Origin of the sequence: Halopseudomonas sp. Lyrl_26, assembly GCF_051948695.1 — a bacterium.
Taxonomy (GTDB): Bacteria; Pseudomonadota; Gammaproteobacteria; order Pseudomonadales; family Pseudomonadaceae; genus Halopseudomonas; species Halopseudomonas formosensis.
This window is the reverse complement of the sequence record NZ_JAYJLH010000002.1, coordinates 83,505-107,512: the sequence shown is the minus strand read 5'-3', so window position 1 is coordinate 107,512 and position 24,008 is coordinate 83,505. Positions and strand designations below refer to the sequence as shown.

Annotated in this window: 19 protein-coding genes; 14 read left to right on the top strand and 5 right to left on the bottom strand. The window is 64.9% G+C overall.

Translation table 11 applies throughout. From position 1 onward, the window contains the following. Positions 1 to 37 precede the first annotated feature (37 nt). On the top strand, positions 38 to 1,465 hold the full coding sequence (locus tag VF673_RS03845) for a phospholipase D-like domain-containing protein (RefSeq protein ID WP_440290961.1): 1,428 nt from the start codon (positions 38 to 40) through the stop codon (positions 1,463 to 1,465). A 49-nt stretch (positions 1,466 to 1,514) separates the two neighbouring features. On the opposite strand, the gene gabT is transcribed toward VF673_RS03845, so the two are convergent. Then, positions 1,515 to 2,786: a 4-aminobutyrate--2-oxoglutarate transaminase gene (gabT, locus tag VF673_RS03840; protein ID WP_440290960.1), complete on the bottom strand. Its 1,272-nt coding sequence runs from the start codon at positions 2,784 to 2,786 to the stop codon at positions 1,515 to 1,517. Positions 2,787 to 2,810: 24 nt separating this feature from the next. Next, positions 2,811 to 4,271 carry an NADP-dependent succinate-semialdehyde dehydrogenase gene (gabD, locus tag VF673_RS03835; protein WP_273125126.1) on the bottom strand — a complete coding sequence of 487 codons (1,461 nt, stop codon included), beginning with the start codon at positions 4,269 to 4,271 and terminating at the stop codon, positions 2,811 to 2,813. Positions 4,272 to 4,541: 270 nt separating this feature from the next. Between gabD and VF673_RS03830 the strand changes: the two genes are divergently transcribed. Both VF673_RS03830 and VF673_RS03825 read left to right on the top strand, forming a co-directional pair. Continuing rightward, the gene (locus VF673_RS03830) at positions 4,542 to 6,488 is read left to right on the top strand and encodes a PAAR domain-containing protein (RefSeq protein WP_440290959.1); all 1,947 of its coding nucleotides are present in this window, start codon (positions 4,542 to 4,544) and stop codon (positions 6,486 to 6,488) included. Continuing rightward, on the top strand, positions 6,485 to 7,162 hold the full coding sequence (locus VF673_RS03825) for a DUF2931 family protein (protein ID WP_440290958.1): 678 nt from the start codon (positions 6,485 to 6,487) through the stop codon (positions 7,160 to 7,162). Before VF673_RS03830 ends, VF673_RS03825 begins: the two co-directional genes overlap by 4 nt. A 56-nt stretch (positions 7,163 to 7,218) precedes the next feature. Here VF673_RS03825 and VF673_RS03820 read toward each other — a convergent pair whose 3' ends face one another. Further along, on the bottom strand, positions 7,219 to 7,680 hold the full coding sequence (locus tag VF673_RS03820; RefSeq protein WP_440290957.1) for a MarR family winged helix-turn-helix transcriptional regulator: 462 nt from the start codon (positions 7,678 to 7,680) through the stop codon (positions 7,219 to 7,221). Between the two features lie 281 nt (positions 7,681 to 7,961). Here VF673_RS03820 and VF673_RS03815 point away from each other — a divergent pair, with 281 nt between their 5' ends. The 4 genes from VF673_RS03815 (at position 7,962) to VF673_RS03800 (ending at position 14,879) form a co-directional block, all read left to right on the top strand. Then, the gene (locus VF673_RS03815) at positions 7,962 to 9,740 is read left to right on the top strand and encodes an N-acetylglutaminylglutamine amidotransferase (RefSeq protein ID WP_440290956.1); all 1,779 of its coding nucleotides are present in this window, start codon (positions 7,962 to 7,964) and stop codon (positions 9,738 to 9,740) included. Continuing rightward, the gene (gene ngg / locus VF673_RS03810; RefSeq protein ID WP_440290955.1) at positions 9,740 to 11,488 is read left to right on the top strand and encodes an N-acetylglutaminylglutamine synthetase; all 1,749 of its coding nucleotides are present in this window, start codon (positions 9,740 to 9,742) and stop codon (positions 11,486 to 11,488) included. Before VF673_RS03815 ends, ngg begins: the two co-directional genes overlap by 1 nt. 20 nt (positions 11,489 to 11,508) lie before the next feature. Then, a complete protein-coding gene (locus VF673_RS03805; RefSeq protein WP_440290954.1) occupies positions 11,509 to 12,696 on the top strand; it encodes an osmoprotectant NAGGN system M42 family peptidase in 1,188 nt (395 codons plus the stop codon). Positions 12,697 to 12,782: 86 nt separating this feature from the next. Then, a complete protein-coding gene (locus tag VF673_RS03800) occupies positions 12,783 to 14,879 on the top strand; it encodes a TonB-dependent receptor family protein (RefSeq protein ID WP_440290953.1) in 2,097 nt (698 codons plus the stop codon). 83 nt (positions 14,880 to 14,962) lie between these two features. On the opposite strand, the gene VF673_RS03795 is transcribed toward VF673_RS03800, so the two are convergent. Then, on the bottom strand, positions 14,963 to 16,111 hold the full coding sequence (locus VF673_RS03795; protein WP_440290952.1) for an MFS transporter: 1,149 nt from the start codon (positions 16,109 to 16,111) through the stop codon (positions 14,963 to 14,965). Positions 16,112 to 16,357: 246 nt separating this feature from the next. On the opposite strand from VF673_RS03795, the gene VF673_RS03790 reads away from it, so the two are divergent. After that, a complete protein-coding gene (locus VF673_RS03790; protein WP_440290951.1) occupies positions 16,358 to 17,695 on the top strand; it encodes an aspartate aminotransferase family protein in 1,338 nt (445 codons plus the stop codon). 185 nt (positions 17,696 to 17,880) lie between these two features. Further along, on the top strand, positions 17,881 to 19,785 hold the full coding sequence (locus VF673_RS03785; RefSeq protein WP_440290950.1) for a beta-ketoacyl synthase: 1,905 nt from the start codon (positions 17,881 to 17,883) through the stop codon (positions 19,783 to 19,785). Between the two features lie 54 nt (positions 19,786 to 19,839). Here VF673_RS03785 and VF673_RS03780 read toward each other — a convergent pair whose 3' ends face one another. After that, on the bottom strand, positions 19,840 to 20,505 hold the full coding sequence (locus VF673_RS03780) for a glutathione S-transferase family protein (RefSeq protein ID WP_090538911.1): 666 nt from the start codon (positions 20,503 to 20,505) through the stop codon (positions 19,840 to 19,842). A 178-nt stretch (positions 20,506 to 20,683) separates the two neighbouring features. On the opposite strand from VF673_RS03780, the gene VF673_RS03775 reads away from it, so the two are divergent. The 5 genes from VF673_RS03775 to VF673_RS03755 all read left to right on the top strand — a co-directional run bounded on the left by VF673_RS03775 (position 20,684) and on the right by VF673_RS03755 (position 24,008). Next, positions 20,684 to 20,920: a TIGR02647 family protein gene (locus VF673_RS03775; RefSeq protein WP_440290949.1), complete on the top strand. Its 237-nt coding sequence runs from the start codon at positions 20,684 to 20,686 to the stop codon at positions 20,918 to 20,920. Between the two features lie 155 nt (positions 20,921 to 21,075). Beyond that, entirely contained in the window at positions 21,076 to 21,222 is a 147-nt protein-coding gene (lptM, locus tag VF673_RS03770; protein ID WP_090538914.1) for an LPS translocon maturation chaperone LptM, read from the top strand. An 8-nt stretch (positions 21,223 to 21,230) separates the two neighbouring features. Continuing rightward, positions 21,231 to 22,484: a diaminopimelate decarboxylase gene (lysA, locus tag VF673_RS03765; protein ID WP_440290948.1), complete on the top strand. Its 1,254-nt coding sequence runs from the start codon at positions 21,231 to 21,233 to the stop codon at positions 22,482 to 22,484. 1 nt (position 22,485) lies between these two features. Then, positions 22,486 to 23,316, top strand: coding sequence for a diaminopimelate epimerase (dapF, locus tag VF673_RS03760; RefSeq protein ID WP_273125351.1), 831 nt, complete (start codon positions 22,486 to 22,488; stop codon positions 23,314 to 23,316). Beyond that, the gene (locus VF673_RS03755; protein WP_440290947.1) at positions 23,313 to 24,008 is read left to right on the top strand and encodes a DUF484 family protein; all 696 of its coding nucleotides are present in this window, start codon (positions 23,313 to 23,315) and stop codon (positions 24,006 to 24,008) included. Before dapF ends, VF673_RS03755 begins: the two co-directional genes overlap by 4 nt.

Here is a 24,008-nt window from a genome sequence, read left to right as displayed (position 1 = left end):
GTAGCATGCAGGCTCCACCATCTGACGGGGCAGAAGTATGGACATTCTCCGCCGTATCAATAGCCTGGTTACGCTGCTGTTGCTTGCCTGGTTCGGTATGGCCCTGTATCAGGCCGGTCGTGCCCTGCCCGATCAACTGTCCCTGAGCCTGCCCTGGCGACCTGCACAGAACCTGCAATGGCTCTCCGATCAGACCTGGCAGACGGCATCGGGGGAGCGTCTGAGCCGACAGCAGATCTTCGATCAGGTGCTGGAGATCATCGACCAGGCCCGCAGGCTGGTGGTCCTGGACATGTTCCTGTTCAACGAGTTCGCCGGGCAGCACGGCTACCGGCCCCTGTCGTCCGAGCTGGCTGGCGCGCTGATCCGCGCCCGCGAGAATCACCCGGATCTCGAAGTAGTGCTGATTACCGACCCGTTCAACACCCTCTATGGCGGGGTGCGCAACCCGCATCTGGATGCCCTGCAGGCGGCAGGTATCACGGTAGTGACAACGCCCCTGGAGCGCCTGCCGGCGTCCAATCCGCTGTGGACCGGGCTATGGGCGCTGTGCTGCCAGTTCCTCGGCAACAGCACCGAGGGCGGCTGGCTGCCCAACCCGGTGGGACCGGGCAAGGTTACCCTGCGCAGCTATCTGCACCTGATCAACTTCCGCGCCAATCACCGCAAGACCCTGATTGCCGATGCCGGCGACGGCTGGACCGCGCTGGTGACCTCGGGCAATCCCCACGACGCCAGCAGCCGGCACAGCAACCAGGCGCTGCGTTTCGACGGCCCGGCAGCGCTGGACCTGCTGTACAGCGAACAGGCGGTTACCCGCATGGCCTCTCTGGACACGCGTCACTGGCCAACACCACCGGCCGAGGAGCCGGTCACCGGCCCGCGCCTGCGCATCCTCACCGAGGGCGCCATCAAGCGGGCACTGCTGGAGACGGTCAATGACGCCCGGCCCGGCGACCGGCTGGATCTGGAGGTGTTCTATCTGTCGCACCGCCCGCTGCTCAAGGCGCTGATCAGCGCACGGCAGCGGGGTGTGGAACTGCGCGTGCTGCTGGACCCCAACCGCGACGCCTTCGGTCGGGAGAAGAACGGCATCCCCAACCGCCAGGCCGCCTGGGACCTGCACCGCGCCGGCATCCCGGTGCGCTGGTGCAATACCAGTGGTGAACAGTGCCATCGCAAATGGCTGAGGCTGGACCGCGCCGACGGCAGCAGCGAGCTGATCAGCGGCTCGGCCAACTTCACCCGGCGCAATCTGGATGATCTGAATCTGGAAACCGATGTGCAGCTGCACGCCCACCGGGACTATCACCCCATGGCTCAGGCCCGGGAAGAGTTCGAACGCCTGTGGAGCAACGCCGAGGGGGTGTCCTACAGCCTGGACTACGAGGCCTTTGCCGACCACAGCCAGTTGCGTTACGGCCTGTACCGGGTGATGGAGGCCAGCGGCCTGTCCACCTTCTGAGGCAGAGGGCGGCGCGAGCGGAGCGTGGCCCCGCTCGACCCGCAGAGTGTTACAGCCCCGCCAGACAGGCCTCGATGATCTTCATGCCCTCGTCCACCTCGACATCGGAGGCGGTCAGGGGCACCAGGATGCGGATGACGTTGGCATACTGGCCGCAGGACAGCAGCAACAGACCGCGCTCCCGAGCGCTGATCACCAGCCGGCTGGCCAGCTCGGGGTCGGGATGGCCAGCCGCGGTGAAGAGTTCGAAGGCGACCATGGCGCCCAGACCCCGTACCTCGGCGATGCGCGCATCCTTCTCTGCCAGATTCTGCAGTCGCTCCATCAGCATATCCCCCAGGGTGCGCGCCCGGGTCAGCAGGTTCTCTTCCTCGAAGACCTCCAGCACCGCCAGTGCCGCGGCACAGGACACCGGGTTGCCGGCGTAGGTACCGCCCAGCCCGCCGGGGGCGATGGCGTCCATGACCTCGGCCCGGCCGCATACCCCGGCCAGCGGGAAGCCGCCGGCCACCGACTTGGCGAAGGTGGTCAGGTCGGCAATAACGCCCATCTGCTCCATGGCGAAGAAGGTACCGGTACGACCGGCGCCGGTCTGCACCTCGTCGGCGATCAGCAGGATACCGTGCAGATCACAGAGTGCCCGCAGGCGCTGCATGAATTGCGGCGAGGCGACGCGGAAGCCACCCTCGCCCTGCACCGGCTCGACCACCAGGGCGGCGATATCCCTGGGTTCGGCGTCGGTCTTGAAGATCTGCTCGATGCTGGCGATGGCGTCATCCTCGCTGACCCCGTGCAGGGCATCGGGGAAGCGGGCGCGGAACACGTTGCCGGGCATCAGTCCCATGCCCGAGGAATAGGGCATGACCTTGCCGGTCATGGCCAGGGTCATCATGGTGCGGCCGTGGTATCCGCCGGCAAAGGCGATCACCCCCGCCCGTCCGGTGGCGGCGCGGGCGATCTTCACCGCGTTCTCCACCGCCTCGGAGCCGGTGGTCACCAGCAGGGTCTTCTTCGGAAAGTCCCCCGGCACCAGACTGTTGATCTTCTCGCACAGGGCCACATAGGGTTCGTACGCCACCACCTGGAAGCAGGTATGGGTGTACAGATCCAGCTGACGCTTGACCGCTTCGATCACCTTCGGATGCCGGTGCCCGGTATTGAGCACCGCGATGCCACCGGCAAAGTCGATGAACAGGTTGCCCTCCACATCACAGATCACCGCATTGTCGGCCCGCTTGATGAAGACCGGATGGATCTGCCCGACACCCCTGGGCACCGCCCGCTCCCGGCGCAACATCATGGAGGCGTTGTTCTCGGTCATGGCAATACTCCTTGCGTTCAGCGGTCAGATGCCGCCCAGACACAGATATTTGATTTCCAGATACTCTTCGATGCCGTATCTGGAGCCTTCGCGGCCCAGCCCGGAGGACTTCATGCCGCCGAAGGGCGCCACCTCGGTGGAGATCAGCCCGGTGTTGATGCCGACCATGCCGTACTCCAGCGCCTCGGCGACACGGAACACCCGCCCCAGATCCCGGGCGTAGAAGTAGGCGGCCAGGCCATACTCGGTATCGTTGGCCTGACGGATCACGTCCGCCTCGTCGGTGAAGCGGAACAGCGGCGCGACCGGGCCGAAGGTTTCCTCCCGTGCCACCAGCATGCTGGCGTTCACATCGGTGAGTATGGTCGGCTCGAAGAACAGGCCGCCCAGGGCGTGGGGCTTGCCGCCGGCCAGCAGGGTGGCGCCGCCGGCGACCGCATCGCTGATGTGCCGCTCGACCTTCTGCACCGCCTCGGCATTGATCAGCGGTCCTGTGGTCACGCCCTCGCGCATGCCGTCCCCAACCTCCAGATGACGCACAGCCGCCGCCAGCTTCTCGGCGAAGGCGTCGTAGACGGCATCCTGCACATAGATGCGGTTGGCGCAGACGCAGGTCTGCCCGGCGTTGCGGTACTTGGAGATCATCGCTCCCTCCACCGCCGCATCCAGATCGGCATCCTCGAAGACGATGAAGGGTGCGTTGCCGCCCAGCTCCAGGGACAGCTTCTTGATGCTCGGCGCACACTGCTCCATCAGCTTGACGCCCACCGCGGTGGAGCCGGTGAAGGACAGCTTGCGCACCACCGGATTGGCACACAGCTCGGCGCCGACCTCCCGGGAGCTGTCCACATCCGCCGTGATCACGCTCAGCAGCCCGGCGGGCAGACCCGCCTGCTCGGCCAGATGGGCCAGCGCCAGCGCGGAGAACGGCGTCTGCGGCGCAGGCTTGAGCACCATGGCGCAGCCGGCGGCCAGTGCCGGACCGGCCTTGCGGGTGATCATCGCCGCGGGGAAATTCCAGGGGGTGATGGCGGCAGTCACACCGACAGGTTCCTTCTGCACCAGGATGCGCTTGTCACCCTGATGCCCCGGGATGATATCGCCGTAGACCCGTTTGGCTTCCTCGGCGAACCATTCGATGAAGGAGGCCGCGTAGGCGATCTCCCCCCGTGCTTCGGCCAGCGGCTTGCCCTGCTCGGCAGTCATGATTTTCGCCAGATCCTCCTGATGGCGCATGATCAGCTCGAACCAGCGGCGCAGTATGGCAGCGCGCTCCTTGGCGGTACGTTTGCGCCAGGCCGGTTGTGCAGCCTGAGCCGCCTCGATGGCGCGACGGGTTTCCTCCGCTCCCATGTCAGGCACGCTGCCCAGCTTCTCGCCGTTGGCGGGGTTGAAGATATCGGTTCTCCGGCCCTGGTCGGCCTCGCACCAGATACCGTCTATAAAGGCCTGCTGGCGGAACAGTTCGGGGGCTTGCAGTTCCATGGGATCCTCCTGCTGTGCGGTGGCGTCACGCATTTGCCACGGCCGCGTTTGATATTTCGAACATGCTATGTCGCCGGGAGAATCCAGACAAGCAGACCAGACAAAAAATAGCTGTGGGGACGGCGTGCCACTGCTGATCGGAGCCGTAGCGAGCAGAAATGGCAGTGCGCTGTGACCCATCTCTCAAGCTGGCAACAAACACTTTGCCCCCTTGCTGCCTGACTGGGATCGTTACCAGCCCAATCGAAACCGGATTGCAGAAGAACAGTAATGAACACCATAGGCATTGGCTCAAGGACGAGCACCGGCGGGACTGTGATCGATGGCAACCAGGGCGTCCTGTTCAATGGCCTTGTGGCCAGTTCGGTCGGCCACCAGGCTACCTGCCCGAAATGCAAGAAAGGCATCGGTCCCATTGTCGCCGTTGGCCCCCGAACGGTCACCTTGCCTGCCGGCCCTGCGGCGCGCGCCGGCGATTACGTCGCCTGCGGCTGTCCTCCCGGCTCGAACAGCCTGTTGGCAGAGGGGAGTGTTTTTATCGGCAGCGAGGGTTCCATGGGGGCCGGGGCCGGCCGGGCAACCAGCCTCGCCGCGGTAGCTCTAACCAACGCCACAGCAGGCGCCTCCAGCCTGCGAGCATCTGCCTCCGATGCCCCTCCTGCCATGCAGTTCCGCCAGGATATGCCGGGTGACGACCTGCCCCATTCCCTTGAGGAGGAAGAAGAGGAAGAGGAACGGGCGTTGCCGGTACAACAGCGCATCACCCTGCGCCTGGGCATGTTCTTCGATGGCACCGGCAATAACCTGGGCAACGCCGCCCTGACAGAAGAATGCCGTCGCCAGGACCTGCAGGAGTTCGACGAGCAGACCCTGAAGCATATCCGCCAGTTCTGCGAGACCTATGGCTACCGGGATACCAATGACGATGGGTTGTATGACCAGATACCCAACGGCAGCTATGGCAACGCGTTGAGCAATGTGGCGTTGTTGTACGACCTGTATGAGGACCAGGCTGATGGGGTGGTGGAAGAGACTGACAAGACAGCAAGCTTGAAGGTCTATGTCGATGGAATAGGTACCACGGGCGGCAGTGAGGATTCGGCCTGGAGCATGGGGACAGGGAAAGGCGGAACAGGTGTGGTTGCCAGGGTCAGCGAAAGCCCCGTCTTGATAATGGAAAAATTACAGGAACTGACGAGCAACAACCCTCAACTGCTGATAGAGAAAATCGAATTCGATATCTTCGGCTTCAGCCGGGGTGCCGCCGCTGCCAGGCACTTTGCCAATGAAGTGCTCAAGCCCACCGGCGGTGTACTGGCCGATCGGTTGAACCACACCCTGCCGGCACTGGCTCCCGGTTTCGACTGGTCAACCCATGCCAGCATCAACTTTATCGGCCTGTTCGATACCGTCGCCGCCATTGCCGATCCCCTGCGCGCCAATCTCAGCGTGAGCGGCAGTCGCAACCCCGGCGTCAATCTGCATCTGCCGCCCGGCTGCGCCAGGAAGGTGGTGCACCTGACTGCTGCCGATGAGCACCGGCACAACTTCAGCCTCAATCGGGTACATACCAGCCATGAGGAGCTGGCACTGCCCGGCGTGCATTCCAACCTCGGGGGCGGCTATCCGACCGTGGTGCACGAGCGTCTACTGATCGGCCGTCCACGCCTGTGTCGTGCGGCCTACTATTCGATGGACAGCATTGACCAAGCCAGACTGGAGCAGTCACGGGCATGGCGCGCCCGGGAGGCAGAAAAACAGGAGCTGCTCGCCAGGGGCTTGCCTGGTCAGGGTGAACTCATTCCTGAAAATATTGGCCTGAGTCCAGCGAGCGACCATGGATACCGACAGGCCAAGGACATGCTGTTGGCCCTGGGGCTGAAGAGGACGGTGCGGGGTGAGCTGTCACGGGTTGCATTGCGGGTAATGCATGCCAAGGCAATCCAGAATGGGGCACCCCTTGATGTACTCAGCGAGCGGGATGAGCGCTTTTCAATTCCTTCTGATTTAAAGCCCATCGCCGATAAAGTCATCAGCTCAGCCATGGCTGGACAAAGTGCAGTATTGAGTACAACGGAAAAGCGCTTTCTGCATGGCCGCTATATCCACAGCTCGGCCAACTGGACATCGACCTACGGCTTTATGCTGAACAAACCGCGCAGCCAGAACCAACGTGCGGTGTATGAAGACCAGCCACAACGAGGCTATCCGGTATGAAGGCGTTACTGCTGGCTTTCAGTCTGCTGATTTTCCTGGCCGGCTGCACCGGCCAACCCGTTCAAGACCCGCTGCGCCCGCCACCACCGGACCTGCCCTACCGCACCTGGCAAATAGGCTTGCTGGCTCCCAACTATATGGAAGTCTGGGTGGAGAGCGTGGATGTACTGGATCAGCGGGGGATCGGTTATTACCGGGTACATGGCGGCGTTTCATCCATCCAGAATCCTCCCGACAACCGTGGCGACCCGAGAGGCTGGCCAGCCAGACCAGGTGTCGGAGCCACCCGCCCGATGACCGGGATCGACCTGCCCGAAATCGTCTTCGTACGCTGGCAATCCCTGGCCGAACCGCAGACCTATCGTGTGCGAATCGATATACCCGAATGGGCACGCCAGGAGCTGGTTACCTCGCATTCCGCCTTCTGCCGCCTGGATGGCCAATACCATACCCTCTATCGTCGCACCGTCACCGTGGGCCTGGCTCCAGGTGGTATCGCCAAGGCCTGGCTGACAGGCGCCTGTCTTGAACCTATCGAAATCGGTCGTTTTGTCGGCACCATTCATCCTGAAGGGCCTTATGAGGGGACGTCCGGCGGATTATATTATCGACCTCCCAGCGAACATGCCCAGCGCTATCTCGACACTCACGAAATCCCCTTTGACAGCTGGTAGTTGAGTGCCTCAGCCTGCCCGCCATTTTCCATTCCCACAAACAGATAACGCGTCCGCTACACCAGCGGCTCATCATCCATCAGTACATGGGAGGTTTGCTGGCCCTCCTCGAACAGCCCGGCTACCCGCTGCAGACTGGCCAGCAACATCAACTGCTCCCAATCGGCAAGCTGGCCGAAACGCTCGAGAAAGGCGCTGGGCAGCAACGCCGGTTCGGCCTGTATCACCGCTTCGCCCTTTTCGGTCAGGGTCAGATGCACCTTGCGTTTGTCGCTCTGGCTGCGCACCCGCTTGAGCAGATCGCGACTTTCCAGGCGGTCGATGATGGTACTCAGGGTCGCCTGGGACACGCTGACCTGTTTGGCCAGGGTACCCAGGGTGCCCTCGCCGGTCGCCTGAATACTGTGCAGAATCAGCAGCTGAATGGGCGTCAGGCCGCTGTGGCGCCCGAGCCGCTTGGCGTGAATCTCGGTGGCTCGCTGCAGACGCCGCAAGGCCAGATACAGGTCGTGCATCATGAATGTAGTGCTCCCGCAAACCAGCTGAATGCCAGGCATTCTGCCACAAACAGAGCAGATCAGCGCCTGTTGCCAGCGCGCCGGCTGAACCCCGTGCCCTTGCACCAGCGTTTCGTTACAGCAGAAAGAACCTTCAATCGAGCGAAACGCAAAAATCCCTAAACCAAACAGCCATGCTGCCGTCCAAGGAAGATAGCAGGGTGCCCATGCAGCCTGCTGCAACCTTAGATGTGAAATCAATCGTTTGGAAACAGGCGCGCAGGCGCCCGAGGGAGAAGTAGATGTGTGGACTGGCAGGGGAATTGCGCTTCGATGGACAACTGGCCGATCTGGAGGCCCTGAGCCGCATCAGCGGACAGATGGTCAACCGCGGCCCTGACGCCGCAGGGCTCTGGGCCAGCGGGCCGGTGGCCCTGGCCCACCGCCGCCTGAAGATCATGGACCTGGCCGAGGCCTCGGGTCAGCCCATGTTCGACAATCAGCTGGGGCTGACCCTGGTGTTCAACGGGGCCATCTACAACTACCCCGCGCTGCGCGGCGAGCTGGAAATCCTCGGCTATCAGTTCTTCTCCGATGGCGATACCGAGGTGATACTCAAGGCCTACCATGCCTGGGGCGAGCAGATGCTCGAACGCCTGAACGGCATGTTCGCCCTGGCGATCTGGGAACGGGACAGCCGCCGTCTGTTCCTGGCCCGGGACCGGCTGGGCATCAAGCCCCTGTATCTGTCCCACACGCCCCAGCGCCTGCGCTTTGCCTCGAGCCTGCCGGCGCTGCTGCGGGGTGGAGATCTGGATACCTCGCTCAACCCGGCGGCGCTGAACCAGTACCTGTCCTTCCACTCGGTGGTGCCGGCGCCCCAGACCCTGATCAACGGCGTGACCAAGCTGCCCCCCGGGCACTGGATGCGCGTGGAAGCCAATGGCGAGCGCCAGCTGCAACGCTGGTGGACGCTGGACTACGGCCCGGCCGAGGGCGAGCAGGATCTGCCCCTTTCGCACTGGCAGGAGTCGGTGCTGGATGCCCTGCGCAATGCCGTCAAGCGACGCAACCTGGCAGCGGTGGACGTTGGCGTCCTGCTCTCCGGCGGGGTGGATTCCAGCCTGCTGGTGGCCCTGCTGGACGAGGCCGGCGCACGCAATCTCAAAACTTTCACCATCGGCTTTGCCGATGTCGGTGGCGAGGCCGGCAACGAATTCCCCTATTCCGACCTGATCGCCCGTCAGTACGGTACCGATCATCACCAGCTGATGATCCCCGAGCAGGACATCCTGCGCCACCTGCCCGATGCGCTGGCCGCCATGAGCGAGCCCATGGTCAGCCATGACTGCATCGCCTTCTATCTGCTGTCCCGGGAGGTGTCCCGCCATTGCAAGGTGGTGCAGAGCGGCCAGGGCGCGGACGAGATCTTCGCCGGCTACCACTGGTATCCGACCGTAGCCGAGGCCAGCGACCCGCTGGCCGCCTACCAGCAGGCCTTCATGGATCAGGATTTCGATACCTACCGGAGCATGGTGCAGCCGGCCTGGGTACGCGAGGATTACGCCGGCGAGTTCATCCGCGAGCACTTCGCCCGCCCCGGTGCAGAGGCCGGGCTGGACAAGGCCCTGCGCCTCGACGCCACCGTGATGCTGGTGGAGGACCCGGTCAAGCGCGTGGACAACATGACCATGGCCTGGGGTCTGGAGGCACGGGTGCCCTTCCTCGACCACGAGCTGGTGGAACTGGCGGCGCGGATTCCCGGGCGCTTCAAGCTGCCGGAACAGGGCAAGTACGTACTCAAGCAGGCTGCGCGCAGCATGCTGCCGGCGGAGGTCATCGACCGGCCCAAGGGCTACTTCCCGGTCCCCGGCCTCAAGTACCTGCAGGGCCAGACCCTGGAATGGGTGCGCGACAGCCTCACCGGCAGCAATGCCCGGGCCCGCGGCCTGTTCAATCCCGACTATGTCGATCGGCTGCTGCAGGACCCCGCCGCCCATATCACGCCGCTGCGGGGCTCGCGACTGTGGCAGCTGGCCGTTCTCGAACTCTGGCTGGATACCCACGGAGTCACCCCCTGATGAGCCGAATTCTTCCCCCCGATCAGCAACGCCTGCGCCGCGGCCAGACCCCCACCTGGGAACGTCTGCAGGCCAGCCATGCCCAGCAGGGCCAGCAGCCGCAGGACAGCCTGACCGAGGTCACCCTCGACTGCGGCTGGGGGCGGCTGCTGATCGGCCACACCTTCCGCGACCCGCAGCGGCTGGCCGACAGTCTGCTGCAGGAAACCCCCGGCGAGCGCGACATCGCCCTCTACGTGGCCGACCCCCATGTAGTGCTGTCCTTCGCCCCGCAGCAGCTGTTTCTCGACCCATCGGACACCATGCGCCTGTGGTTCACCGACTACCGGCCGGCCCACGACCCCATGCGCGGCTTTCATATCCGCCGTCCGCAGTGCGAGGAGGACTGGCAGGCAATCAACAACCTGTATCTGGCCGCCGGCATGGTGCAGGTCAATCCCCAGCGGCTGACACCCCGGGAGGCCGGCGGGCCGGAGTTCTGGCTGGCCGAGGATGCCGACAGCGGTCAGGTCATAGGCACCGTGATGGGGCTCAACCATGCCCGCGCCTACGATGATCCGGACAAGGGCTCCAGCCTCTGGTGCCTGGCCGCAGACGGCCAGACCCAGCGGTTCGGCGTGGGCGAGATGCTGGTACGCCATCTGGTGGAGTACTTCATGAGCCGCGGCAGCAGTTACCTCGACCTGTCGGTACTGCACGACAATCGCCAGGCCAAGACGCTGTATCGCAAGCTCGGCTTCCGCCAGCTGCGCACCTTCACCATCAAGCGCAAGAACAGCATCAACCAGGCGCTGTTCCTCGGGCCCGAGCAGGACAAGGGGCTCAATCCCTATGCCCGCATCATCACCCGCGCGGCCCGGCGCAAGGGCATCGAGGTCACCATCAATGACGCCGAGGCCGGCCTCTTCACCCTGACCCAGGGCGGGCGCAGCATCCGCTGCCGCGAATCCCTGAGCGATCTGACCAGTGCCGTGAGCATGACCCTGTGCCAGCAGAAGCAGCTGACCCACCGGCTGCTGCAGCGCCATGGCCTGAACACGCCCCACTGGCGGCTGGCGGGTACCCCGGAAGATAACGCTGCCTTCCTCGCCGAACACGGCGCTTTGGTCGTCAAGCCGGACAACGGCGAGCAGGGCAATGGCGTTGCGGTCAATCTGCGTGATGCCGACAGCCTGGAACGGGCCATCGCCGAGGCGCGGCAATACGACAGCCAGGTGCTGCTGGAAAGCTATCACCCAGGCCAGGACCTGAGGGTGGTGGTGATCAACTATCAGGTCGTGGCAGCGGCCATCCGCCAGCCGGCGCAGATCTGCGGCGATGGACGCAAGACCGTACGGCAGCTGATCGAGAAGCAGAGCCGCCGACGGCAGGCCAGCACCCATGGCGAAAGCCGCATACCGCTGGACGAGGAAACCCGCCGCACCGTCGAGGAGGCCGGCTACGACTTCGACTCGGTGCTGCCGGCCAACCAGGTTCTGCAGGTACGGCGCACCGCCAATCTGCATACCGGCGGCGTACTGGTGGATGTCACCTCAGAGCTGCACCCTGACCTGGCCGAGGCGGCGATCCAGGCCGCACGGGCGCTGGAGATCCCGGTGGTCGGCATGGACCTGCTGGTGCCCGCGGCGGACCAGCCGGACTACGTCATCATCGAGGCCAACGAGCGCCCCGGCCTGGCCAACCACGAGCCCCAACCCACCGCCGAATGCTTTATCGATCTGCTGTTTCCGCTCAGCCAGGCAGTCTGAGCTACCCAGGGAGGTTAATCATGCCCAGTGAACACGGCCCCGACATGCAGTACCTGCGTCAGGTACTGCTGGAAATGCTCGCCATCCCCTGTCCCACCGGCTTCACCGACGGCATAGTGCGCTATGTCGCCGAACATCTGGACACCCTCGGCGTGCCCTATGAACTGACCCGCCGCGGCACCATTCGCGCCACCCTGGCCGGTCGCCAGAACAGCCCGGACCGGGCCATCGCCAGTCATCTGGACACCGTCGGCGCCATGGTCAGCGAGGTCAAGGATAACGGCCGTCTCAAACTGGCCCCGGTGGGCTGCTGGTCGAGCCGCTTCGCCGAGGGCAGCCGGGTCAGCGTGTTCAGCGAAAGCGGCTGCTGGCGAGGCAGCGTGCTGCCGCTGATGGCCTCCGGGCATGCCTTCAACACCGAGGTCGACAGCCTGCCGGTGAGCTGGGATACGGTCGAGCTGCGGCTGGACATCCTCAGCAACAGCCGGGCCGAGACCGAAGCCCAGGGCATAGGCGTGGGTGACTTCGTCGCCTTCGATCCGCTGCCGGAGTTCACCGACAACGGTTACATCAGCGCCCGCCACTTGGACAACAAGGCCGGGGCGGCGGCCATGCTCACCGCCATCAAGTATGTGGTCGACAGCGGCCGCACCCTGCCCATGGACTGCCATCCGCTGTTCACCATCACCGAGGAAACCGGCTCCGGCGCCGCCGGCGCCCTGCCCTGGGATGTCAGCGAGTTCGTCGGCGTGGACATCGCCCCGGTTGCCCCCGGCCAGTCCTCGACCGAGCATGCGGTGACCCTGTGCATGCAGGATTCCAGCGGACCCTATGACTACCACCTGAGCCGCCACCTGCTGCACCTGTGCCAGCGTGAGCAGATACCGGTACGCCGGGACCTGTTCCGCTACTACCACAGCGATGCCGAATCCGCGGTGCGCGCCGGTAACGACACCCGTGTGGCATTGATTGCCTTCGGTACCGACGCCACCCACGGCTACGAACGCACCCACAGGGACAGTCTCGAGGCCCTGACCCGGCTGCTGATCTCCTACGTGTTCAGCCCGCCGGTATTCGAACAGGACGACCGGGATAACGCCCCGCTGGAACATTTCCAGCTGCAGACCGACGCTGACATGCCTTCGTCCAGCGAGACGCCGCTGCCGCCGCTGGAGCAGATATTTGCCTGCAGCAGGGACGAAAACTAAGCTCGTGCCACCATGGCTGGCCCATCCATCCAGGCCGGGGCAGCCCCGATTCCCGCCGATCATCCTCGGCATGCTGAGAGAGTGCCATGCCCCGGCTGTACCACACCCTGTCCGCCGCCAGCCTCAGTCTGCTGAGCGGCCTTCTCCATGCGGCCGAGCCCCTGAGCCTGCCCGCCCAGACCATACTCGGCGGCGGTAATGACGGCCAGGACCTGGGTTTGCCGCTGGCCCGGCACACCATCGACAGCGAGCGCATCCACGCCGCCAATGCCGGGGCCAACCTGTCGGAACCGCTGCAGCGGGTGCCCGGACTGGTTGCCCTGAATCGTCAGAATTACGCCCAGGACCTGCAGATCTCCTCCCGCGGCTTCGGCGCCCGCTCCCAGTTCGGGGTGCGCGGCGTGCGCCTGGTGCAGGACGGCATCCCGCTGACCATGCCTGACGGCCAGGGGCAGCCTGCGCTGTTCGATCTGGACGGCCTGCAGCGCATCGAGGTACTGCGCGGCCCGCTCACTACCCTGTACGGCAATGCCTCGGGCGGCATCATCCAGGGCTACACCGGCGAGGCACCCTTTCGCCCCACCCTGGATACCCGCACCCTGATCGGCAGCGACGGCCTGTGGCGCTCCCGCCTGCGCTATGGCGGCCAGCATGGCGATCTGAACATCAGCGCCAATGTGTCACGGCTGGAAACCGACGGTTATCGCGATCACAGCGAGACCCGCCGTGACATAGCCAACCTGCGCCTGGGCTGGGATCTGGACGATGCCTCCAGCCTGACCCTGCTGATCAACAGCCTGCACCAGCCCGGCACCCAGGACCCCCTCGGACTGACCCGGGACCAGCTGCGCCAGGACCGGCGCCAGGCACCGCCGCAGGCAGAGACCTTCGACACCCGCAAATCCGTCACCCATAACCAGGCGGGTATCAACTACCAGCGGCGCCTGGGCAATGACGACCTGCTCACGCTGATGGTCTACGGCGGCGAGCGGGACATGCAGCAGTTCCTCGGCTTCTCCGGCGGCAACCCCGGTGCCGGCGGCGGCGTGATCGAGCTGGACCGCCGCTTCGGTGGCGGTGAGCTGGGCTGGCAGCGCGACACCCGACTGTTCGATCTGCCGGTCACCCTGGCCGCCGGCATCGCCTACCACTATCAGGGCGAGCAGCGCAAAGGCTTCGTCAACGAACAGGGACTCAAGGGCGGACTGATGCGCAACGAGTTCAACGCCGTGGACAGCCAGGAAGCCTATCTGATCAGCACCTGGCAACTGGCGCCGCGCTGGGAGCTGGTTGCCGGGCTGCGCCACACCAGGGTCGAGTTCGACTCCGACGATGACTTTCTGGCCGACGGTCAGGATGACAGCGGCCACACCCGCAGTCAGAGGGCCAACCCGGCGATCGGCCTGAACTGGAACTGGACCCCGCAGCTGAGCCTGTACGCGGCACTGGGTCAGGGGTTCGAGACGCCGACCTTTCAGGAGCTGGCCTATCGCCCGGACGGCGCAGGGATGAACCCGTCGCTCAAGCCCAGCGTGTCACGCAACGCCGAGGTCGGGCTGAAATGGCGTACCGAGCGCACCCGTGTGGATCTGGCACTGTTCGAGAGCCGGGTCAAGGATGAGATAGTCACCGGCGGCCGTATCCAAATCGATGAAAACTTTGTCAACCGGAATTTCTATACCAACGCCGGCCGCTCGACCCGCCGCGGCATCGAGCTGAGCCTGGAGCAGCAGTTCGACCACGGGTTGAGCGCCTATCTGGCCTACAGCTACCTTCACGCCCAATACGAGCGTTTCAACACCGTGGACCAGGCCCAGGCCCCGGTCAGCCACGCAGGCAGGCACCTGCCCGGCATTCCCCGCCACAGTTTCTTTGCCGAACTGGCCTGGCATCCGGAGAACACCGGTTTTCACACCGCCATCGAGGCCCAGGGCATGAGCAAGCGCTATGCCACCGACAACAACCTGCACAAGGCCTCGGGCTATACGGTTTTCAACTGGCGGGCCGGTTATCAGCACAACCTGGGCAACGTCACCCTTGAACCCTTTGCCCGGCTGGATAACCTCACCGACCGGGACTATATCGGCTCACTGATCGTCAACGGCTCAGGCGACCGCTATTACGAACCCGCTCCCGGTCGCAACTGGCTGGTCGGCCTCGGTCTGCAGTACCAGTGGCGCTGAGCCAACCGAGGCCCGCCCCACCAACTGTGGGAGCCCCGACCCCGGGGCGAAGGGACTGGCTAGCGCGGCGCCCGCTCCCTGCCCTACTCCCGTCGCACCAGCACCGCATCGAACGCGCCGCGCCGCAACGCCAGTACCAGGAACACCACCGCCATGCCGGCCATCAACCAGGGCAGCGCATGGCTGCTCAGCCAGCGACTGGCGGCACCGGTGCTGAACGGCCCGAGCAGACAGCCGAACCCCCACAACAGCGCGATATGGGCATTGGCTCGCACCAGCGCATCATCACGGAAGCGCTGACCCACCAGAATCAGTGAAAGGGTATACAGACCGCCGGCGCTGGCGCCGAACAGTACCAGAGCGGGCCAGATGAATACGCTGTGCAGCACCAGCGGGATCGCCAGACTGCTGACCAGCAGCACCACCCCGCAACAGCGGAACAGGGTAGTGCGCTGCACCTTGTCGGCCAGCCAGCCGATCGGCAGTTGCAGCACGGCGTCGCCCAGCACCACGCTGCTGACCATCAGCAGCGCCAGGGTCTGGGCAAAGCCCTCGCGTATCAGATAGACCGGCAACAGGGTCAGGGTCATGGCCTCGAAGCAGGCAAACAGCATCACCGCCCACGCCACGGCGGGCATCCGGCGCACAAACCCCATCACTCCGCCGCCCGAGGCGCTGCGGGCATTGATCTGGGGCGCGCCATCCACCTGCCAGAGCACCGCCACACCCAGCAACAGCAGGGTAATGGACAGCCAGAAACCCGCATCCGAAACCGTACCCAGCACACCCAGTATCAAGGGGCCGCACAGCTGGCTGACAGCAAAGGCGCTGCCATACACCGCCACCAGCCGCCCACGCAGACGGTCGACCACCAGCTGGTTGATCCAGCTTTCGCCGAGAATGAAGATGATGGTCAGGCTGCCGCCCAGCAGCAACCGCAGAATCAGCCAGACCCAGTAGTTGGGCAGCACCGTCAGCAGGCCGACGGAGAAGGCCGCCATCACCAGCATCAGCCGCATGCAGCGTTCGGAGCCCAGTCGGCCGGCCAGGCGCCCGGCCAGCCGCGCCCCGAGCAGGATGCCAATGGCCGGCATCGCGGCCATCACCCCGATGGCGAAGGCATCGTAACCCCAGTGGTCCAGGCGCAGGGATACCAGCGGCAGGGTCACGCCCATCGCCAGGCCGACCACCACCACTGCCAGGGTCACAATCCAGTAGGTACTCCAACGCATCGATCGTCTTCCGTTCACCAAGGGCGGAAAAACATACGCCGGCCCGGAAAAACATTCAATATATTTTACAGCCAAAAGCTCTCGCGCCGGCGTCCCATCGGCCGCCAGGATGCGAGCCTGCTTATGCTTTACCTACCCAACTGCGGATACGCCGACGGGAGGCATGCACCCGGCTTTCCTGTTTGTTTTATTTGACATAGACTGCCAGTCAAACATAACAAACACAGACCGCAGGACGGTGTCATCATGAATAGCCCGCTGGCCACCAAACCGCTGTCCCAGGCTGCCGATCTCGACAGCTTCTGGATGCCCTTCACCGCCAACCGCCAGTTCAAGGCACGTCCGCGCATGCTGCAGAGTGCCGAAGGACTCTACTACACGGATGTGCAGGGACGGCAGATACTCGATGGCACGGCCGGGCTGTGGTGCTGCAATGCAGGTCATGGGCGGCGGGAAATCGCCGAGGCGGTAAGCCGCCAGATCAGTCAGATGGATTTTGCCCCGACCTTCCAGATGGGCCACCCGCTGCCCTTCGAGCTGGCCGAACGCCTCGCGGAAATAGCCCCGGCCGGACTCAACCGGGTGTTCTTCACCAATTCCGGATCGGAGTCGGTGGACACCGCACTGAAGATCGCCCTGGCCTACCATCGCGCCCGGGGAGAGGGCACAAGGCGCATGCTCATCGGCCGGGAGCTGGCCTACCACGGCGTCGGCTTCGGCGGCATCTCGGTCGGCGGCATTCCCAACAACCGCCGCGCCTACACCACCCTGCCCCATGTAGACCACCTGCCGCATACCCTGGATGTACAGAACAATGCCTTCACCCGGGGACTGCCGGCACAGGGTGCGGAGCTGGCGGATCAGCTGGAGCGGCTGGTGACCCTGCATGGCGCCGAGAACATCGCTGCGGTCATCGTCGAGCCCATGTCCGGCTCGGCCGGTGTCATCCTGCCGCCGGTCGGCTACCTGCAACGGCTGCGGGAGATCACCCGCAAACATGGCATCCTGCTGATCTTCGACGAGGTGATCACCGGCTTCGGTCGTGTCGGCGCGCCCTTTGCTTCCCAGCGCTGGGGCGTGACGCCGGACCTCATGACCGTCGCCAAGGGTCTGACCAACGGCGCCATTCCCATGGGCGCCGTGCTGCTCGACGGGGAGCTGCAGGAAGCGCTGATGCAGGGCCCGGAGGGTCAGATCGAATTCTTCCACGGCTACACCTACTCCGGTCACCCGGTGGCCGCCGCCGCCGCGCTGGCGACCCTGGACATCTATGCCCGGGAGGGCCTGCTGACCCGCGCCGCAGAGCTGGAAACCTACTGGCAGGAGGCACTGCACAGCCTGGCCGGTCATCCCAACGTGATCGATATCCGCAACACCGGCCTGGTCGGCGCCGTGCATCTGGCCAGCCGGGACAATGCCCCGGGCAGCCGTGGCTACGAGGTGTTCGAGCGCAGCTTCTGGGATGGCCTCATGGTGCGCTGCACCGGCGACATCATTGCCCTGTCACCGCCCCTGACCATAGAGCGCGAGCAGATCGACCGGCTGGTGGATATCCTCGGCAACGCCCTGCGCCAGACCGCATAATCACTGGCACTGCCTGCTGTCACCGATAAAAAATCACGGTGACAGCATGGTCTACATGTGACCGGTCGGTTACATTCCTCGTCAGCTAAGCTAATTTGGATAACGTCCGGCGGGCCCGAGGGCCCGCTCTGGTCATGGCGGGCCATGGAGCACCGCCATGCGGACCCAGCGAGGAGTCTTGCGAGATGTCGCGTTTGCCGGTCATCGTCGGTTTCGGCGGCTACAATGCCGCCGGCCGCAGTTCGTTCCACCATGCCTTCCGCCGCACGGTGATCGAATCCCTTTCCCCAGAGGAGCGTCAGCAGACCCTGACCGGTCTGGCTGTGCTGATGAAGCTGGTACGGGTCGAGGACGGACGCTATGTGGATGACGCCGGTGCCAGCCTGACCCCGGCCGACATCGAGCAGCGTTTCGGCCAGCAGATCCTCGACAGCACCCTGGTGCGGCGTATCGAAAAGCGCCACCTGGACGTGGATGCCGCCCACTGGCACAAGGTGCTTCCGGTCGATCCGGGCGCAGCGCCGATGACCTTCACCACCCTGGCCAGGCAGCTGCCCGAACCCCTGCCCGAGGGCTGGAGCGTCGAGCCGCTGGAGGGCAACGAGGTGCGGGTGAGCATCGCCGCCCACTGTGAAATCAAGGTCGACAGCTACCGCGAACTGGCGGTCAAGTCCGCCGGCCAGCTGCCCAGCGGCTTCGAGCCGGGCGAGCACTACAACTCGCGTTTTCACCCCCGGGGCCTGCAACTGACGATCGTCGCCGCCGCCGACGCCCTGCATTCCAGCGGCCTGTCCTGGCAGCAGATCATGGAGCGGGTGCAGCCCGACGAGGTGGCGGTGTTCTCCAGCAGCATCATGAGCCAGCTGGACGAATTCAGCTTCGGCGGCATGATGCAGTCCCGGCTCAAGGGCCACAGGGTCAGCGCCAAGCAGCTGGCGCTGGGTCTGAACAGCATGCCGGCCGACTTCATCAACGCCTATGTACTGGGCAGCGTCGGCACCACGGGCGCGGTCACCGGCGCCTGCGCCAGCTTCCTGTACAACCTGCAGAAGGGTATCGAAATGATCGGCAGCGGCCGCGCCAGGGTAGCCCTGGTCGGCAGCAGTGAAGCGCCCATCACCCAGGAATGCATCGAGGGCTACGGCGCCATGAGCGCCCTGGCCACCGAGGAGGGTCTGCGCCTGATCGAAGGTCGGGATGAGGTGGACTTCCGCCGGGCCAGCCGCCCCTTCAGTCAGAACTGCGGCTTCACCCTGGCCGAGTCGGGCCAGTTCGTGCTGCTGATGGACGATGAACTGGCGCTGGAACTGGGTGCCGACATCCATGGCGCCGTGCCGGACGTCTTCGTCTCCGCCGACGGCTTCAAGAAATCCATCTCCGCCCCCGGTCCGGGCAACTACCTGACCATGGCCCGTGCGGTACACAGCGCCATGCAGATCCTCGGACCCGATGCGGTACGCCGGGGCAGCTTCGTGCATGCCCACGGCTCCAGTACCCCGGCCAACCGGGTGACCGAGTCGCAGCTGCTGGATGAGGTAGCCGACGCCTTCGGCATCGAGGATCTGCCGGTGGTCGCGGTCAAGGCCTTCGTCGGTCACTCGCTGGCCAGCGCCAGCGCCGACCAGCTGATCTCGGCCCTGGGCAGCTTCCGCTACCAGCTGCTGCCGGGAATCAAGACCATCGACCGCATTGCCGATGACGTCTACCAGCAGCACCTGCGCTTCAGCACCACCGACGTTTCCCGCGCGGACAACCCGGTGCAGGTGTGCTTCATCAACTCCAAGGGCTTCGGCGGCAACAACGCCAGCGCCGTGGTACTGGGACCGCAGCCGGTGGAGCGCATGCTGCGCCGCCGCTACGGGGAAGAACGTTTCGCCGATTATCAGCGGCGCCGCGAGCATACCCGCGAGGTGGCCGCCGCCTACGAGCAGCGGGCGATGTTTGGAGAGCTGGACGTGATCTACAACTTCGGCAACGACATGATCGACGACAGTCAGATCCGCATCACCCCGGAGCAGATCAGCATTCCCGGCTTCACCCAGCCGCTGGTGTTCCGCAAGGACGAGCGCTTCGGCGACATGCGCGACTGATGATCACCCGGGGGCTGGGCGGCGCGCTCTGCCCGCCCGGCCCCGGTACCGGGATCAGCCCCTGGCCTTGTCTCCCATGGCGGCGATGAAGGCTGCCATTTCCGCCTTCTTGTCCGCTTCGATACGCTGTACATGGGGATTCTGCGCCAGCAGGTCCAGCAGCGCCTTGGCCTCCGGCCAGTCACCCAGCAGATCCACGCCGAACAGCTTCTTGCCGACCGCCCGGGCCAGGTCGATGCTGTAGAGGAACATCAGATCGGCAATGGTCATCTCGCTGCCGGCCACATAGGGCGCGAAGCTGCCGTGCCGGCGCAGGGCGGCGACGCCGGCCAGCAGTTCCTCCCGGGCCTTTTCCCGGATGGCGGGGTCGACCTTGCCACCGAAGAACACCTCGGGATAGCAGGTGCGTGCCGGCAGTTCGATGTACAGCTCGATTTCCTTGGTCAGCGCCCGGACCCGCGCCCGCTCGTAGGGATCGCTCGGCAGCAGCGGCTTGCCACCCTGGGTTTCCTCGATGTATTCCAGAATGACGTTGGTTTCGTTGATGAAACCCTGCTCGGTTTCCAGGCAGGGCACCTTGCCCCGAGGGCTGATGGCCAGGAACTCGGGGCTCTGGTTGCCGCGCACCGTATTGATCTCGAAGGGGATGCCCTTTTCCAGCAGCGCCAGCTTGACCATGTTGAAGTAGTTGCTCACCGCAAAGCCGTGAAGTCGCAGCATGGGATGGATTCCTTGTTCTGTCGTTGTCATGGGCCTGCCAGTGTCACCCGGCGGGACGCCCCATTTCCAGTCCATCACACTGATGAATATGCCACCGTGCGACAAGCTGTCATTTGCCCCTTCGCTGTGGTTTGCGGCTAGACTGCCAGCAGGACTCCCACCACAGCGAGGCGCCTCAATGACCCTGACTGCCGATGATGTTGACGATATCAACCTGCTGGCCCAGTTCAATCTGGCCAACACCCACGAGGGCCTCAAGATTCACCAGGGCAGCGCTGCGCCCCAGGTAGTCGCCGCCGCCGAGCGCCTTTTCCAGCGCGGCCTGATCACCATGGAAGACGGTGGCTATCTGACCAGCCTGGGGCTGGAGGCCGCCGAGCACGCCCAGTCGCTGCTGACCATACTGCGTACCTGAACCCGCACCGGGGCTCCGGCCCCCGGTCTCCACGCTTCAATCACTTCCCTGCTGCCCACGGCAGCAGACAGTCATGCCCTGTCCGCGGCAGATGCGTCTGGCAGTCAGGCTCGGTATACTGCCTGCATCTTCCGCTCATCTTCCGGAGTTCCATCATGAAACGATCCCTCGGAGCGTTCCTTGTGCTGCTGTTGCTGGCTGGCTGTGGTCAGAAAGGCCCCCTCTACCTGCCCGAAGAAACAGACGGCCAGCCGGTTGATCCCGCGCGCGAAGCCCTGATTCAGCAACCCACGGAAAACTGAAAGCCTGCATGAGTGAATTCCAATACCGCAACGGCGAGCTGCACGCCGAAAACGTTGCCCTGTCCAGCATCGCCGCGCAATACGGCACTCCCTGCTACGTCTACTCCCGCCGCGCCATAGAGCAGGCCTACCTGGCCTGGGATCAGGCGCTGGACGGCGTACCCCATCTGGTGTGCTTTGCGGTCAAGGCCAACTCCAACCTGGGCGTGCTGAACGTGCTCGCCCGCCTGGGTGCCGGCTTCGATATCGTCTCCGGGGGCGAGCTGGAACGGGTGCTGGCGGCCGGTGGCCGGGCCGATCGGGTGGTGTTCTCCGGTCTGGGCAAGACCGAGGAGGAGATGCGCCGGGCGTTGCAGGTGGGCATCAAGTGCTTCAACGTGGAATCCGCCGCCGAGCTCGAGCGGCTGCAGAAGGTGGCCGCCGAGCTGGGCGTCAAGGCGCCGGTGTCCCTGCGCGTCAACCCCGACGTGGACGCCATGACCCACCCCTACATCTCCACCGGGCTCAAGGAAAACAAGTTCGGCATCGACATCGCCCAGGCCGTTGCCATCTATCGCCGCGCTGCCAGCCTGCCCAACCTGGACATCCAGGGCGCGGACTGCCACATCGGCTCGCAGCTGACCGATGACACCCCGCTGCTCGACGCCCTGGACCGCATGCTGGTGCTGATCGATCAGCTGGCCGAGGAAGGCATTCAGGTACGCCATCTGGATCTGGGCGGCGGCCTGGGGGTGACCTATCAGAACGAGACACCGCCGACGCCCGGCGAATATCTGGGCCGTGTGCGCGAGAAGGTTGCCGGGCGCGATCTGACCCTGCTGTTCGAGCCGGGCCGATCGATCGTCGCCAATGCCGGCGTGCTGCTGACCCGGGTCAACCTGCTCAAGCCCACCGGACACAAGAATTTCGCCATCATCGACGCGGCCATGAACGACCTGATCCGCCCGGCGCTCTACAGCGCCTGGATGGGTATCGACGCAGTGCGTCCGCGGGACGATGTGCCCACCCTGAACTGGGATCTGGTCGGCCCGGTATGCGAGACCGGCGACTTCCTCGGCAAGGACCGGGAACTGGCCCTGGCCGAGGGCGATCTGCTGGCGGTACGCTCGGCCGGCGCCTACGGCTTCGTGATGAGTTCCAACTACAACTCCCGCCCCCGCGCCACCGAAGTGATGGTCGAGGATTCCGTCACCCATCTGGTGCGCCGTCGGGAGACAGTCGCGGAACTGTTTGCCGGCGAGTCCCTGCTGCCCGAGGCCTGAGATGCTGCTGCGCTTCACCAAGATGCACGGGCTGGGCAACGACTTCATGGTCATCGACCTGGTGACCCAGCACGCCCAGCTGAGTCCGAAACTGATACGTCAGTGGAGTGACCGGCACTTCGGCGTGGGCTTCGACCAGTTGCTGGTGGTCGAGCCGCCGGGCGATCCGGATGTGGACTTCCGCTATCGCATCTTCAATGCCGATGGCAGCGAAGTGGAGCAGTGCGGCAACGGTGCCCGTTGCTTCGCCCGTTTCGTCCAGGACAAGCGCCTGACGGCCAAGTCGCGCATCGAGGTGGAGACCGCCGCCGGGCGCATCACCCTGCATGTGCGCCGGGATGGTCAGGTCACGGTGAACATGGGCGTGCCGCGGCTCAGACCGGCGGAGATCCCCTTCCAGGCCGAGGTTCAGGCCCTGACCTACCCGCTGGAAGTGGACGGCCGCACTCTGGAGGTGGCCGCCATCTCCATGGGCAACCCGCACTGCGTCACCCTGGTCGATGATGTGGACAGTTTCCCGGTGCCGGAGCTCGGCCCGCTGATCGAGAACCACCCGCGCTTCCCCCAGCGGGTCAACGCGGGCTTCCTGCAGGTGGTCGACGCCCACACCGCACGGCTGCGTGTGCATGAGCGCGGGGCCGGCGAGACCCTGGCCTGTGGTACCGGCGCCTGCGCCGCCGCAGTGGCCGGCATTCGTCAGGGCCTGCTGCGCTCTCCGGTCAACATCCGCCTGCCCGGTGGCACCCTGAAAATCGAATGGGCTGGGGAGGGTCAGCCGGTGATGATGACCGGCCCCGCCAGCCGGGTCTACGAAGGACAGATACGCGTATGAGCAAAGCCTCCCCATCGCAACTGAGCGCCGCCGAGGTCGCCGAATACCTGCGACAGAACCCGGCATTCTTCGTTGAGCATGACGACCTGCTGGCCGATCTGCTGATCCCCCACCAATCCGGGCAGGCCGTGTCACTGGTCGAGCGTCAGGTAAAGCTGCTGCGCGAGCGCAACATCGATGTGCGCCACCGCCTGGGCGAACTGATGGACGTGGCCCGGGAGAATGACCGGCTGTTCGAGAAGAGCCGCCGCCTGATCCTGCGCCTGCTCGAGGCGCCGGACGTCGAGGAGGTGATCGCCAGCATCGAGGACAGCCTGCGCGACGACTTCCAGGTGCCCTTCGTCAGCCTGATCCTGTTCACCGAGACCCAGCGCTTCTGCAATACCCGCTGCGTTTCCCACGCCGAAGCCCGCAGCGCCATCGGCCACCTGCTGGACAGCGGCAAGACCCTGAGCGGGGTGCTGCGCGAGCATGAGCTGGCGTTCCTGTTCGGCGACCAGGGCAGCGAGGTGACCTCCTGTGCTCTGGCTCCCATACAGCATCAGGGACTGCTCGGCGTGCTGGCCCTGGGCAGCCGTGACCCGCAGCAGTATCGCAGCGCCACCGGCACCCTGTTCCTCAGCTATGTCGCCGATGCCCTGGCCCGTGTCCTGATGCGCCAGCGGCCGCAACCGGCGCTGCAGGCCCGATAA